Origin of the sequence: Modestobacter sp. VKM Ac-2985 (assembly GCF_026967925.1) — a bacterium.
Taxonomy (GTDB): Bacteria; Actinomycetota; Actinomycetes; order Mycobacteriales; family Geodermatophilaceae; genus Modestobacter.
On sequence record NZ_JAPVBI010000002.1, the window covers coordinates 1182251 to 1195668 of the forward strand.

The window sequence follows — 13418 nt, forward strand, 5'->3', positions numbered from 1 at the left end:
GGCACCGGGAGGTGAGGTGCCCCGCGCGTAACCTCGGCGGCGTGTCAGGTCAGGACGGACAGACCCCGGGCCGTCGTCGGCCGTGGGCGGAGGGCCTGCTCGGGAGGGCGGCCGAGCCCACCGCAGCCAGCCGGGCTCGGCCCCGCACGCCGGCGCCGACCGCCGTCCGGCGGGCTGCGCTGGTGGTCGCCGTGGAGGCGCTCGCGCTGACCGCCCTCGCGCTCACGCTGCTCGTGCTGACGCTGACCGGCTCGCCGGACAGCGTCGGCCGGGCGCTGGCCGAGGTGGTCTACGTGGGGCTGGGGGCGGCCCTGCTGGCGGCCGCTGCCGTCGGGTTGTGGCGGGTGTCCGGCTGGGCCCGCGGCCCGGTCATCGTGCTGCAGATCCTGCTGGGCCTGCTCGCCTACAACGCGGCGTTCGAGGCGCAGCAGCCGCTGATCGGTCTGCCGGTGCTGGCCCTGGTCGCCACCGAGCTGTGGTTGCTGGCCACCCCCGAGGCCCGGCTGGCCTTCTTCGAACGTTGAGGCCCCCTCGCGGGGGCGAGGGCTTCCTCCCTCAGATCAGCTCGATGACCTCGCCGATCGAGGGCAGCACCCGGCTGGGCCGGAACGGGAACCGGCTGACGTCCTCGGCGCGGGTCGAGCCGGTGAGCACCAGGATCGTGTCCAGCCCCGCCTCGATGCCGGCCACGACGTCGGTGTCCATCCGGTCACCGATCATCGTGGTGGACTCCGAGTGCGCCTGGATCCGGTTCATCGCGCTGCGGAACATCATCGGGTTGGGCTTCCCGACGAAGTAGGGCTCGGCGCCGGTGGCCTTGGTGATCATCGCGGCCACCGAGCCGGTCGCCGGCAGCGGGCCCTCGGGGGAGGGGCCGGTGACGTCGGGGTTGGTGGCGATGAACCGGGCGCCGGCGCCCACCAGCCGGACCGCCTGGGTGATCGCCTCGAACGAGTACGTGCGGGTCTCCCCGAGGACGACGTAGTCCGGGTCGGTGTCGGTCATCGTGTACCCGGCCTCGTGCAGTGCCGTGGTCAGCCCGGCCTCGCCGATGACGTACGCCGAGCCGCCGGGCAGCTGGGAGGCCAGGAAGTCCGCCGTCGCCAGCGCGGAGGTCCAGATCGCCTGCTCGGGGACGTCGAGGCCGCTGCGGGAGAGCCGGGCGGAGAGGTCGCGCGGGGTGAAGATCGAGTTGTTGGTCAGCACCAGGAACCGGCGATTGCGCTCGACCAGCCGGGCCAGGAAGTCAGCGGCGCCGGGCAGCGCCTTGCCCTCGTGCACCAGGACGCCGTCCATGTCGGTCAGCCAGCACTCGGACTCGCCGCGTTCGGTGGTCACGCCGTTCTCCTGTCGGTCGGGTGGGTCAGCGACGGTCGGCCGCGAACCGGGTCAGGGCGTCACCGGTGAGCCGGAAGACCGTCCACCCGTCCATCGGCACCGCACCGGCAGCTCTGTAGAACTCGATGGACGGGGTGTTCCAGTCCAGGACGGACCACTCCAGCCGGGCGAACCCGCGGGCCACGCACTCGTCGGCCAGCGTGCGCAGCAGCTCCCGGCCCAGCCCGGTCCCCCGGTGGGACGGGGAGACGTAGAGGTCCTCCAGGTACAGCCCGTGGGTGCCGCGCCAGGTGGAGAAGTTGAGGAACCACAGTGCGAAGCCGGCGATGTCGCCGTCGCCGCCCAGCGCCACGTGCCCGAACAGGGCCGGGGACTCCCCGAACAGCGCTGCGTGCAGCTGGTCGGCGGTCATCTGGGCCTCGTGCACGGACTCCTCGTAGGCGGCCAGCTCACGGACCAGCCGGAGCACCGTCGGGACGTCGTCGGGCCGGACCCGGCGCACGCTCAGGACAGCACCTCCTTCACCCGGTCGGGGACCAGCCTGCCCAGGGGGGTCAGCACCGGCATCACCAGCGGGGAGACGAGGTAGCTGTAGGCGACCACGAGGCTGGTCACGGTCGGGACGGTGAGCAGGCCGACGACGACGAGGACGACCGACGTGACCAGGCCGTAGGGCTTGCCGCTCTTCGGGCTGACCAAGGACCGGAACGAGCGGTAGCGGATGTTGCTGATCATCAGCAGCCCCGGGACGACGACGACCAGCAGCACCCACAGCCGGTCACGGCCCTGCATCAGGTCGGCGAAGGCGTACACGCTGGCCAGCACGACCCCGGCCGCGCCAGGGCTGGGCAGGCCGGTGAAGAAGCGCTTGTCGGCCGTCGGGTCGATCGTGGTGTTGAAGCGGGCGAGCCGGATGGCGGCGCAGGCGACCCAGAGGAAGCAGGCCACCCAGCCCAGGGCGTCGAGGGAGTCCCGACCGTCGGAGAAGAGGGCGAAGACCAGCAGGGACGGGGCCAGGCCGAAGGAGACCAGGTCGGCCAGCGAGTCGAACTGCAGACCGAACGGGGAGACGGCGCCGACCAGCCGGGCCACCGCGCCGTCGGCGATGTCGAACACGACCGACAACGCGATCAGCAGACAGGCCAGCCGGTACTCGCCGCGGAACGCGACCAGGATGGCCCCGAAGCCGCACATCATGTTGGCGAGGGTGAACAGGCTGGGCAGCCACGAGCGAGCCCGCCGCCGCCCGCCGCGTACGGAACCCCGGACGAACTCGACGGTGGTGGTGCGCCTCCCTGGCATCCGCCCGCTCCTCAGCTGGGGTGGGACCAGCGGGCGATGACGGTCTCGCCGCCCCGCACCCGCTGTCCCTTCGTGACGGTGACGGTGCACTCCGGGGGGACGAAGACGTCCATCCGGGACCCGAACTTCATCAGCCCGACCCGCTCACCGGTGGCCACCTGCTGTCCCGGCACCACGCGGGTGACGATCCGGCGGGCCAGCACGCCGACGATCTGACGGAAGACGACCGTGCGGTCGCCGTCGCGCACCCACAGCTCGCTGTGCTCGTTGCGGTGCGCGCTCTCCGCGCGGTAGGCGGCCAGGAAGCTGCCCGGCGTGTACGTGGAGGAGGTGATCCGGCCGCCGTAGGGGGCGCGGTTCACGTGCACGTCGACGACGGAGAGGAAGACGCTCACCTGCTGCCAGTCGCCCTCGGGGGCCACGCCGGGCTGGGGGTCGCCGGCGACCATGACGACGCCGTCGGCGGGGGAGATGACGTCATCGGCCGGAGGCGGGGTCGAGTCGCACCGCCGCTCGGGGTCGCGGAAGAAGACGGCCATGTACGCCGACAGGGCGAGGAGGGGCCACGTCAGGGCCCGGGCCCCACGGGGACCGCTGCCCCGCCCCAGGGCGGTGGTGACCGCCGCAGAGGCCAGGGGAACGGCGAGGAAGGGCCAGCCGGCCCGGTCGATGCGCATCGCAGACCGAGGTTACCGGGACGCGGCCCGAACGCCTGCGGACGGCGGCGTCGCGGCGGCCGCGCGTTCCCGCGGGGTCACGAGGAGGCGAGCCGGTCGCTGGCCCCGGTGCGGCTCACGCGGTCGCGGGGCGGGCCGCCGTACCAGTCGAGGCAGACCACCGAGGCGTCGTCCCGCAGCACCCCGCCGGTGGCGCGCAGCACCGCCTGCCCGAGCTCGTGGACGACCTCCCGGGGGTGCAGCGCGGCCGTGGCAGCCAGCGCGGCCGCGACGTCGAGGGAGGCCGCGTTGCGCTCCTGCATCCCGTCGGTCACGAAGACGACCCGGTCGCCGGGCTCCAGCACGAAGCGCTGGAGCTGGTACTGGGTACCGGCCTGGACGCCGAACGGCAGGTCGATGGCCAGCTCGACCTCCTCCACGCGGCCGTCGCGGAGCCGCAGCGGGAACGGGTGCCCGGCGTTCACGATCTCGGCCTCGAGCGTGTGCAGGTCGACACGCAGGACCTGGCCGGTGACGAACTCCCCGGGCGCCGAGTGCGAGCTCACGGCGTCGTTGGCGTTGCGGGTCTGGTCGCCGAGGCCGAGCCCGCGACGCCGCTCGTTGCGCAGGCTGCCGACCAGCAGGGTGGCCAGCAACGCCGCGCCGACCTCGTGTCCGACCGCATCGCTGACCGAGACGTGGAGGGAGTCCCGGTCCAGTGCGTAGTCGAAGGTGTCCCCGCCCACGGTGGCGGCCGGCTCCAGCCACCCGGCCAGGGTGAACTGTGCGGCTTCGCAGGTGAACGCGCTGGGCAGCAGCCGGCGCTGGATCTCCGCGGCCAGCGAGAAGGGCGTGGTGCGCTGACCCCACTCGAAGAGGTCGGTGTGCCGCCGGTTGGCGATGATCACGTAGGCGAGCGCGTGGCCGGCCGCGGAGATGTCGGCCAGCTCGTCGGCGCCGGGCGGTTCGGGGAGCGTCAGTTCGAGGACGCCGATGGCGTCCCCGCGGTCGGTGACCGGGACGATCACGCAGGCGCCCTCGTCCCCCGGCTGCACGACGGCCTGCTGGCTGCGCAGGACCTGCTGGTGCACCGTGCCCGCCAGCGCGAGGGTCGCGGCGTGCTCGGGGCCGCGGACCCGGGAACCGTCGGGCGCCTGGGTCGCCGTCCCGAGCCGGACCAGGGCCTGCCCGCTGAAGTCGGCGATCAGGAACGAGACCTCGGTGGCGCCGGACAGGGTGGCGAGCTCAGCGGTGACCGCGGTGACTGCGTCGATCGGTGCGGCTGCCTCCACCCGTTCCAGCAACGAGCGCAGGTCGAAACGGCGGCTCATGGCGCTGGTCTCCTGGGTCGGGCGAGCTGCCACCCGACCGGCAGCAGGTACGACACTGCCGGGCCACCCCGGAGGGGATGACCCGGCAGTACGGCCCCGTCCCGAGGTCCACCCCGAGCGTGCGAGGGGTGGTGAGGACGGGTCCTCGATCAGGCGGCGGCCTTGGTCTCCCAGAAGATCTTGTCGATCTCGGCGATGTAGTCGAGCAGCTTCTGACCCTCGGCGGGGTCCATGCTGCCCTTGCCGCCGGCGGCGCCGGCCTGCTTGGTCGCCTTGTTGAACAGCTCGTGCAGCTGCGGGTACTTCTCGAAGTGCGGGGGCTTGAAGTAGTCGGTCCACAGCACCCACAGGTGGTGCTTGACCAGCTCGGCCCGCTGCTCCTTGATCAGGATGGCGCGGGTCCGGAAGACCGGGTCCTCGTTGCCCTGGTACTTCTCCTGGATGCCCTTGACGCTCTCGGCCTCGATGCGGGCCTGGGCCGGGTCGTAGACGCCGCAGGGGAGGTCGCAGTGCGCGGTGGCCTCCACGGCGGAGAACATGCGGAACAGACGCATGGGTGTGCCTCCGGGTTCGCGGGGATGGGTCTTCTGCGACCCTACCCGCGGTGATCAACGAGGACACGTCGAGAAGTGGCAGCCCGGACGACCTGCCCGGGCTGCCGACCCGTTGGGTGTCGGCCCGGGTGACCGGGCCCTCGATGACCCCGACGGTGCGGCACGGCGACCGGCTGCTGGTCCGCCGGGTGGCGGTCGGTGCGTCCGTGCCGAGCGGCACCGTCGTGCTCGCCCGCTTCCCGGCGCGGCCGGAGCTGCTGGTGGTCAAGCGGGTGCGTCGCGCGGTGCCCGGCGGGCACTGGGTGGAGGGGGACAACCCGCTGGTCACCGACGACTCCCGGGCCTTCGGGACGGCGGTCGTCGTGGGGCGGGTGGTGGGCCGGCTGTGGCCTCGGCCGGGGCGGCTGCGCCCCACCCCGCCCGGCTGACGGGTCGGCGTCAGCCGAGGCGGTCCAGCAGGGGGGCGACGAGGTCGTGCGCCGCGGTGTTCAGGTACAGCAGGACGACGGTGGCCACCAGGAACAGCGGGACCAGCACGGCCTTCTCCACGATCGCACCGGTGCGCAGGTGCACGGGGGCCAGCCGGCTGCGCCGGACGAGCCAGAAGACCGGGACGGGCACCCCCTCCTTGGTCAGCCAGTCGCCGGCGATGTGGGTCAGCGTGCCGAGGACGACGGCCAGCGGGAGCCACCCGGGCGCCGGACTGTGCTCGAGCAGCAGCCACGCGCCGCCCCAGGAGAGCGCCAGGTTGCCGATCACGGTGTTCTCCGCACGGCCGGGGATGACGAAGTGCAGCGCCCGCAGCGCCAGCCCGATCGCGAGCGCCAGCAGCAGCAGGGTGGACCAGCGGTGCCACGTCGCGGCGGTGGCCAGGAGCCCGAACGCCAGCGAGCCGAGGACGGCGTCGTGGGTGCCCCAACGGTGTCCCCGGGCGATCGTGTTGACGAGGCCGGACGGGACGTCGGTCAACGGCCCCCACATGCCGGAGATCGTGGAACCCCGCTGGTCCAGGTCGGGGAGCATGGCGAACCCGCCGACGGCGGAGACCCAGGCGACCTGGGCGACCGTGCCGTGCACCGGGACCCAGGGGAGCGTCGCGGCGCCGGCAGCCAGACCGGAGAGGGCGTGAGAGTGACCGAGCACCTACGCAGCGTGCCGCCGCGACGGCACGCTGCCCAGGAGGCGCGCTCGGAGAGGCGGGAAGAGGGGTCCTTCCTCAGTCCTCGTCGACGTCGTCCGTGCCGCCCCGGGCCAGCCAGGTGGCCAGCCGCTCGACCGGCACCTCGAAGTCCGGGTGCTGGTCGACGAAGGCCTGGAGCTGGTCGGCCAGCCAGGAGAGCGAGACCTGCTCCTCGCCCCGCCGGCCGGCCAGCTCCTCGATGCCGCGATCGGTGAAGTACATCGTCGGGCCCCGTCGCGTCAGTCGGCGAAGGCCCGCGCGACCAGCTGACGCTGCTCGACCTCGTGCACCTTGGCCGAGCCCACGGCCGGGCTGGCCGAGGCCTTCCGGGACACCCGGCGCAGCGTGCGCCCGGCCGGCAGGTGCTCGGGCAGGTTGACGGCCATGAACTGGGCTGCGCCCATGTTGGCCGGCTCCTCCTGGACCCACACGACGTCGTCCGCCTCCGGGTAGGCCGCCAGCGCCTCGGCGATCTCCTCCGCGGGCAGCGGGTAGAGCTGCTCGACCCGCAGGATCGCGGTGTCGGCGGTGCCGTCCTTCTCCCGCTGGGCGAGCAGCTCGTAGCTGATCTTGCCGCTGCAGAGCAGGACGCGGCGCACCGCGGAACCGTCCAGGGCCTCCCCGCCCACCCCCGGGTCGGGCAGCACCGGGCGGAACCGCTGCTCGGTGAAGTCGTCGACCGGGCTGACCGCGGCCTTGGCGCGCAGCAGGGACTTGGGTGTGAAGACGACCAGCGGGCGGTGCACCTCCGACAGCGCCTGGCGGCGCAGCAGGTGGAAGTAGTTCGCCGGCGTGGAGCAGTTGGCGACCGTCATGTTGTTCTCGGCCGACAGCTGCAGGAACCGCTCGATCCGGCCGCTGGAGTGGTCGGGCCCCTGGCCCTCCAGCCCGTGCGGGAGCAGCATGACGACGCCGGAGCGCTGGCCCCACTTGGCCTCGCCGGAGCTGATGAACTCGTCGATGACCATCTGGGCGCCGTCGACGAAGTCACCGAACTGGGCCTCCCAGAGCACGAGGGCCTTGGGGTTGGCCACCGAGTACCCGTACTCGAAGCCGAGCGCGGCGTACTCCGACAGCAGCGAGTCGTAGACGAAGAACTTCGCCTGGTCCTCGGAGAGGTTCAGCAGCGGGGTGTGCTCGCTGGCGGTCTCCCGGTCGATGAGCACCGAGTGCCGCTGGACGAACGTGCCGCGGCGGGAGTCCTGTCCGGCCAGCCGCACCGGGACGCCTTGCATGAGCAGCGACCCGAAGGCCAGCAGCTCGCCCATCGCCCAGTCGACGCCGCCCTCGCTGGCCATCGCCGCCCGGCGCTCCAGCATCCGCTGCAGCTTCGGGTGCACGGTGAAGTCGGTGGGGAGCGAGACGTGCGCGTCGCCGATGGTCTTGAGGACCTCGGGCGTGATCGCCGTGTCGACCGTGGCCTCCTGCGGCGAGCGGGGGTCCATGACCGGCTCGGGCCCGGAGGAGTCGCGGGAGTCGTGGGTCTCGGCGAAGGCCCGCTCGAGCTGGCCGCGGTAGTCCTTCAGGGCCTCCTCGGCCTCGGCCAGCGTGATGTCGCCGCGGCCGACGAGCGCCTCGGTGTACAGCTTCCGGACCGAGCGCTTGCGGTCGATGATGTCGTACATCAGCGGCTGGGTCATCGACGGGTCGTCGCCCTCGTTGTGCCCGCGACGGCGGTAGCAGACGAGGTCGATGACGACGTCCTTCTTGAACTCCTGGCGGTAGTCGACCGCCAGCTTCGCCACCCGGACGCAGGCCTCGGGGTCGTCGCCGTTCACGTGGAAGACCGGGGCGCCGATCATCCGCGCGACGTCGGTCGAGTAGAGGCTCGACCGCGCGGCCGCCGGGCTCGTGGTGAAGCCGACCTGGTTGTTGATGACGACGTGCACCGTGCCGCCGGTGCGGTAGCCGCGCAGCTGGGAGAGGTTCAGGGTCTCCTGCACCACGCCCTGGCCGGCGAACGCGGAGTCGCCGTGCAGCAGCAGGGGGAGCACGGTGAAGCCGCCCTCGCCCTTGTCGATCATGTCCTGCTTGGCCCGCACGATGCCCTCGAGCACCGGGTTGACCGTCTCCAGGTGGCTGGGGTTGCTGGCCAGCGACACCGCCACCGAACGGCCCTCGTGCTCGAAGCTGCCCTCGGCGCCGAGGTGGTACTTCACGTCACCGGAGCCCTGCACGGTGCCCGGGTCGATGTTGCCCTCGAACTCACCGAAGATCTTGGCGTAGCTCTTGCCCAGCACGTTGGCCAGCACGTTCAGCCGGCCGCGGTGGGCCATGCCGATCGCGACCTCCTCGATCCCGTGCTCCGAGGAGCTCACCAGCACCTCGTCCAGCAGCGGGATGACCGACTCGCCGCCCTCCAGGCTGAACCGCTTCTGACCGACGTACTTGGTCTGCAGGAAGGTCTCGAACGCCTCGGCGGCGTTGAGCCGGCCGAGCACGCGCTTCTGCTTGTCCCGGCCGGGCTGGTCGTGCTTGACCTCGATGCGCTCCTGGAGCCACTGGCGCTCCTCGGGGTCGGTGATGTGCATGTACTCGATGCCGACGGTGCGGCAGTAGGAGTTGCGCAGCACGCCGAGGATGTCGCGCAGCAGCATCGTCCGCTCGCCGGCGAAGCCACCGACCGGGAAGGGCCGGTCGAGGTCCCACAGGGTCAGCCCGTGCTGGACGATGTCCAGGTCGGGGTGGGTGCGGACCTTGAACTCCAGCGGGTCGGTGTCGGCCATGAGGTGGCCGTTGCGCCGGTAGGCCTCGATGACCTCGATGACCCGGGCTTCCTTGTCGATCTGGCCCTCGTGGCTGACCCGCTTGTCCGGCACCCAGCGGACCGGCTCGTACGGGATGCGCAGCGAGCGGAAGACGTCGTCGTAGAAGCCGTCCTGGCCCAGCAGCAGCCCGTGCATCCGGCGCAGGAAGTCGCCGGACTCCGCGCCCTGGATGACCCGGTGGTCGTAGGTCGAGGTCAGCGTGATGATCTTGGAGACGGCCATCTCGGCGAGGGCCTCGGGGCTCATCCCCTGGAACTCGGCCGGGTAGTCCATCGCGCCGACGCCGACGATCGTGCCCTGGTTGGTGGTCAGTCGCGGCACCGAGTGGTTGGTGCCGATGGTGCCGGGGTTGGTGAGGCTGATCGTCGTGCCGGAGAAGTCCTCCATCGTCAGCTTGCCCGCCCGGGCCCGCCGGATGATCTCCTCGTAGGCGCCCCAGAAGGCGGCGAAGTCCATCTCCTCGGCGGCCTTGATGGAGGCGACCACCAGTGATCGGGTGCCGTCGGGCTTGGGCAGGTCGATGGCCAGGCCGAAGTTGACGTGCTCGGGCTGGACGTGGACCGGCTTGCCGTCGACCTCGGCGAAGGCGCTGTTCATGTTCGGGAAGTCGTCCAGCGCCCGGACCAGCGCGTAGCCGATCAGGTGGGTGAAGGAGATCTTCCCGCCCCGGGCGCGGGCCAGGTGGTTGTTGATGACGATGCGGTTGTCGACCATCAGCTTGGCCGGCACCGCCCGCACGCTGGTGGCCGTCGGCACGGTCAGCGAGGCGTTCATGTTCTTCACGACGCTCGCGGCGGCCCCGCGCAGCGGGGTGCGCTTCGGGCCGGCGTCGTCGCCCTCGGCGCGGCCGGGACCCGGCTTGACGACCGGCTTGGCCGGCGCCGCGGGCTGCTGCTGGGAGGCGCGCTCGGCGGCACGGGCCACGACCGTGCCCTCGGACCGGGCGTCGCTCTCGGCGGCGCGGGAGGCCGGGGCGGCAGCCCCCTTGTCGGAGGCGCTCTTGTCGGAGGAGCTCTTCGCCGAGGCGCCCGTGGCGCCCTCGTCGGACGAGCTCGTGCTGGCGGGTGCCGGCTTCGGTGCGGCGGGACCCGACTGGGTCATCTGCGGTGCGACCTCTCGGCTGGGCGCGGGGGAGGCGTAGGTGGTGGCCGACGGCGTCGACTCCGCCTGGGCGCTCCGGGGCTCGGACGGTTCCGGCGCCGGGGCCGGTTCGGCCGGCTCCGTCGTGCGGTCCTGCCCGTCGGCGACCGGGCTGCCGGGCCGGTAGTCGGCGAAGAAGTCGTGCCAGGCCTGGTCCACGCTCCGTGGATCGGCGAGGTACTGCTGGTACATCTCCTCGACCAGCCACTCGTTGGTACCGAAGCCCGCCACCGGGTTGGCGGAGTGGGCAGGGGACGGCTGGGATGAGCTCACGCTTGACACGGGGTCGAGTGCCTTCTTCGTCGAGGGACGTCGTTGGACCGGGTGCCGACTTTACGCCCCGGCTCCGGCGGTGCAGTGATGCTCCGTGAGTTGCCGCACGTGTCCCGGGTCACCGGCCCCTCGTGACCCACGAGAACCGGCACCGCGCGGTCCGGTCTGGGGCCCGGGCCGGTCTCATCCGGTGGCCCCGGCGGTGACCAGCATCTCGACGAGCGCGTCGGCCTCCGGCGCGTCCCCGGTGGCCGCGGCGCGCTGCCGCGCGGCCGCCACCCGGGCGATGTCCAGCGCGGACGCGCCGTCGTGGGTGGTGGCGTCCACGTCGGCCCCGGCCTCGAGCAGCAGCCGGACCACGGCCGGGGCGTCGTGCCCGGGACCGGCGGCGGCGTCGTGCCCGGAACCGGTGACGGCGGCGTGCAGGGCGGTGCGGCCGGTGGCCTCGTCACGGCGGTCGACGTCCGCGCCGGCGTCGAGCAGTGCCTGCACGACCGTCGGTGCACCGGCGGCGGCTGCGGCGTGCAGCGCGGGGCCGGGTGCCGCACCGCGCCGCAGCAGCAGCTCGACGGCGTCCCGTCGGCCGCCGGCCGCCGCCCAGCTCAGCAGGTCCGCGTCGGTGTCCGGGTCGGTGAGCGGAGCGCCGTCGTCCAGCGCACGGGACAGCGTCTGGACGTCACCCAGGAACGCCGCAGAGGCGGCGTCGACGGGGGCGCCCAGCTCGCGGAGCACCTCGACGAGGTGCGGCGTGTGCGCCAGGGCCAGGTGCAGCGGGGTGCGGCCGTCCTCGGTGCGGGCGGTGGGGTCGGCCCCGGCCTCCACCAGGGCGGTCACGATCGGCGCGTGCCCGGCGGCCACGGCCAGGTGCAGCGGGGTCCAGCCGTCGGCCCCGTCCCGCTCGACGGCGACCGAGAGCAGCTGCGGCTGCTCCTGCACCGCTGTCCGGACGGCGGCCAGGTCGCCGTCGGAGACGAGCAGGCTCAGCCGCTGTGCGGTCATCCGGCTCAGCCGCTGGGCGGTCGTCCGGGTGGTCGCCGAGCGCCCCCCGTCGTCCTCCTGCCCCGGTGCGGCGCCCACTCAGACCACGTCCCGGCGGACGGCCAGCAGGGTGCCGAGCAGGGCGGCGGCCAGCCCGTAGCCCAGCAGCAGGAGCACGCCCTGCCACTGCTCCAGGAGGTCCGGGCCCTGGAAGGTGGCCGTCATCGCCTCCAGCGCCCCGCCGGGCAGCCACTTGTAGGCCCCGGAGGTCGCCGGGATGCTGCGCAGCAGCGGCTCGACGACGTAGAGGTAGACCAGGGCGGCGACGATGGCCCCCACCTGGTTCTTCAGCAGGGCACCGAGCCCGACGCCGATCACCGTGTAGACGACCAGGGCCAGACCGGCGAAGGCGAGCACTTCCAGGTTCTCCCCGGTCAGCTCGGGTGCGTTGCCGCGGGCGTTGCCGTAGACCAGCACGACCGCCACGGTGACCGCGCAGACGAGCACCGCGTAGGGGACGGCCACGAGGGCGTAGGCCAGCAGCTTGGCGATCACCACCCGGCCACGCTGCGGGGTCGCCAGGAAGGTGGGCGTCGCGGTGCGGTGCCGGTACTCCTGGGTGATCCCGATGATCCCGAGGACGACGGAGATGACCGTCGCGTTCGTGGCGATGGAGAAGGCCAGCCGCGCGTACTCGGGCGAGTCCAGCGGCGGCAGCCCGCTGTCCTGGTTGCCGGCGAAGGCGGTGAACAGCGCCGCGAACGCACCGGAGAGCACGCAGGCGCCGAGCAGCAGCCCGATCCAGACCCGGGTGGTGAACAGCTTCGTCCACTCCGCACGGACCAGCCGTGCGACGACCGTGCCCATCACGCGGCTCCCTGCTCGGCGTGGGCGGCGGCGTACTGCTCCTGACCGGCGGTGAGCTGGAAGTAGATCTCTTCCAGTCCGCTGGTGTGCGACCGCAGCTCGTGCAGCTCGATCCCGCCGGCGAAGGCCCGCCGACCGACCTCGTCGGTGCTCAGCCCGGTGACGGTCAGGCCGTCGGGGATGGCATCGGTCGGGGCCACCGTCGTCCCGGTGGTGCGCAGCAGGTCGGCCAGGGCGGTGCTGTGCGGGCTGCGCACCAGCACGCTGCCGGCGTTGCCCGAGCGCAGCTCGGCCAGCGTCCCCTCCCGGACGAGCTTCCCGGCGCCGACGATCACCACCCGGTCGGCGGTCTGCTCGACCTCGGCCAGCAGGTGGCTGGAGACCAGCACGGTGCGGCCCTGGGTGTGGGCCAGGTGGCGGAGGAAGCCGCGCAGCCACTGGATGCCCTCCGGGTCCAGGCCGTTGGCCGGCTCGTCGAGCACCAGCACGGCCGGGTCGCCCAGCAGGGCCGTGGCCAGGCCGAGGCGTTGGCGCATGCCCAGGGAGTAGCCCCCGGCCCGGCGTCGGCCGGCGGTGCCGAGCCCGACCTGCTCGAGCACCTCGTCGGCGCGGCGGACCGGCAGGCCGGTCGCACGGCAGTACACCCGCAGGTGGTCCCGGCCGCTGCGGGCGGGGTGGAACGCCGTCTCCAGCACCGCGCCGACCTGGCGCATCGGCTCGGGCAGCCCGGCGTAGCGGACGCCGTTGAACGTGGTCGTCCCGTTGTCGGGGGTGATGAGGCCCAGGGCCATCCGCAGCGTGGTCGTCTTGCCTGCGCCGTTGGGACCCAGGAAGCCGGTCACCTGCCCCGGCTCGACGGTGAAGCTGAGGTCGTCGACCGCGCGCACCGTGCCGAACGTCTTCGTGAGGCCGTTCACCTCGACCCGGACGGGGTCGACGGCGGCCGATCTGACGCTGGTGATCTCGCCCTCCTCGTTCCGCCGGCCGGTCCGGCACCGCAGCCATCCAAGCGCACCGGCCTGGCCGGTGGC

14 protein-coding genes are annotated in these 13418 nt (G+C 72.9%); 2 read left to right on the top strand and 12 right to left on the bottom strand.

The window, feature by feature from the left end; translation table 11 throughout:
- Positions 1–41: 41 nt before the first annotated feature.
- Positions 42–524 (top strand): hypothetical protein, encoded by a 483-nt coding sequence (locus tag O2V61_RS14975; RefSeq protein ID WP_269184065.1) that lies wholly within the window; start codon positions 42–44, stop codon positions 522–524.
- 31 nt (positions 525–555) lie between these two features.
- Here O2V61_RS14975 and O2V61_RS14980 read toward each other — a convergent pair whose 3' ends face one another.
- The 6 genes from O2V61_RS14980 to sodN all read right to left on the bottom strand — a co-directional run bounded on the left by O2V61_RS14980 (position 556) and on the right by sodN (position 5181).
- The gene (locus O2V61_RS14980; protein WP_269184066.1) at positions 556–1338 is read right to left on the bottom strand and encodes an HAD-IIA family hydrolase; all 783 of its coding nucleotides are present in this window, start codon (positions 1336–1338) and stop codon (positions 556–558) included.
- Positions 1339–1363: 25 nt separating this feature from the next.
- On the bottom strand, positions 1364–1840 hold the full coding sequence (locus O2V61_RS14985; RefSeq protein ID WP_269184067.1) for a GNAT family N-acetyltransferase: 477 nt from the start codon (positions 1838–1840) through the stop codon (positions 1364–1366).
- Positions 1841–1842: 2 nt separating this feature from the next.
- Entirely contained in the window at positions 1843–2640 is a 798-nt protein-coding gene (pssA, locus tag O2V61_RS14990; RefSeq protein ID WP_269184068.1) for a CDP-diacylglycerol--serine O-phosphatidyltransferase, read from the bottom strand.
- A gap of 11 nt (positions 2641–2651) precedes the next feature.
- Positions 2652–3317: a phosphatidylserine decarboxylase gene (locus O2V61_RS14995; protein ID WP_269184069.1), complete on the bottom strand. Its 666-nt coding sequence runs from the start codon at positions 3315–3317 to the stop codon at positions 2652–2654.
- Between the two features lie 77 nt (positions 3318–3394).
- Positions 3395–4627: a PP2C family protein-serine/threonine phosphatase gene (locus O2V61_RS15000; RefSeq protein WP_269184070.1), complete on the bottom strand. Its 1233-nt coding sequence runs from the start codon at positions 4625–4627 to the stop codon at positions 3395–3397.
- A gap of 149 nt (positions 4628–4776) precedes the next feature.
- The gene (gene sodN / locus O2V61_RS15005) at positions 4777–5181 is read right to left on the bottom strand and encodes a superoxide dismutase, Ni (protein WP_269164662.1); all 405 of its coding nucleotides are present in this window, start codon (positions 5179–5181) and stop codon (positions 4777–4779) included.
- Between the two features lie 50 nt (positions 5182–5231).
- Between sodN and O2V61_RS15010 the strand changes: the two genes are divergently transcribed.
- Positions 5232–5609, top strand: coding sequence for a S26 family signal peptidase (locus O2V61_RS15010; protein ID WP_269184071.1), 378 nt, complete (start codon positions 5232–5234; stop codon positions 5607–5609).
- A 10-nt stretch (positions 5610–5619) separates the two neighbouring features.
- Here the strand turns inward: O2V61_RS15010 and O2V61_RS15015 are convergent, their stop codons facing one another.
- The 6 genes from O2V61_RS15015 to O2V61_RS15040 all read right to left on the bottom strand — a co-directional run bounded on the left by O2V61_RS15015 (position 5620) and on the right by O2V61_RS15040 (position 13274).
- On the bottom strand, positions 5620–6324 hold the full coding sequence (locus O2V61_RS15015; RefSeq protein ID WP_269184072.1) for a metal-dependent hydrolase: 705 nt from the start codon (positions 6322–6324) through the stop codon (positions 5620–5622).
- A 73-nt stretch (positions 6325–6397) separates the two neighbouring features.
- Positions 6398–6583 (bottom strand): DUF6104 family protein, encoded by a 186-nt coding sequence (locus O2V61_RS15020; RefSeq protein ID WP_269158777.1) that lies wholly within the window; start codon positions 6581–6583, stop codon positions 6398–6400.
- Positions 6584–6600: 17 nt separating this feature from the next.
- Positions 6601–10542: a multifunctional oxoglutarate decarboxylase/oxoglutarate dehydrogenase thiamine pyrophosphate-binding subunit/dihydrolipoyllysine-residue succinyltransferase subunit gene (locus O2V61_RS15025; RefSeq protein WP_269184073.1), complete on the bottom strand. Its 3942-nt coding sequence runs from the start codon at positions 10540–10542 to the stop codon at positions 6601–6603.
- 183 nt (positions 10543–10725) lie between these two features.
- On the bottom strand, positions 10726–11619 hold the full coding sequence (locus O2V61_RS15030) for an ankyrin repeat domain-containing protein (protein WP_269184074.1): 894 nt from the start codon (positions 11617–11619) through the stop codon (positions 10726–10728).
- On the bottom strand, positions 11620–12387 hold the full coding sequence (locus tag O2V61_RS15035) for an ABC transporter permease (RefSeq protein WP_269184075.1): 768 nt from the start codon (positions 12385–12387) through the stop codon (positions 11620–11622). It lies immediately after the preceding gene.
- Positions 12387–13274: an ATP-binding cassette domain-containing protein gene (locus O2V61_RS15040; RefSeq protein ID WP_269184274.1), complete on the bottom strand. Its 888-nt coding sequence runs from the start codon at positions 13272–13274 to the stop codon at positions 12387–12389. Before O2V61_RS15040 ends, O2V61_RS15035 begins: the two co-directional genes overlap by 1 nt.
- Positions 13275–13418 lie beyond the last annotated feature (144 nt).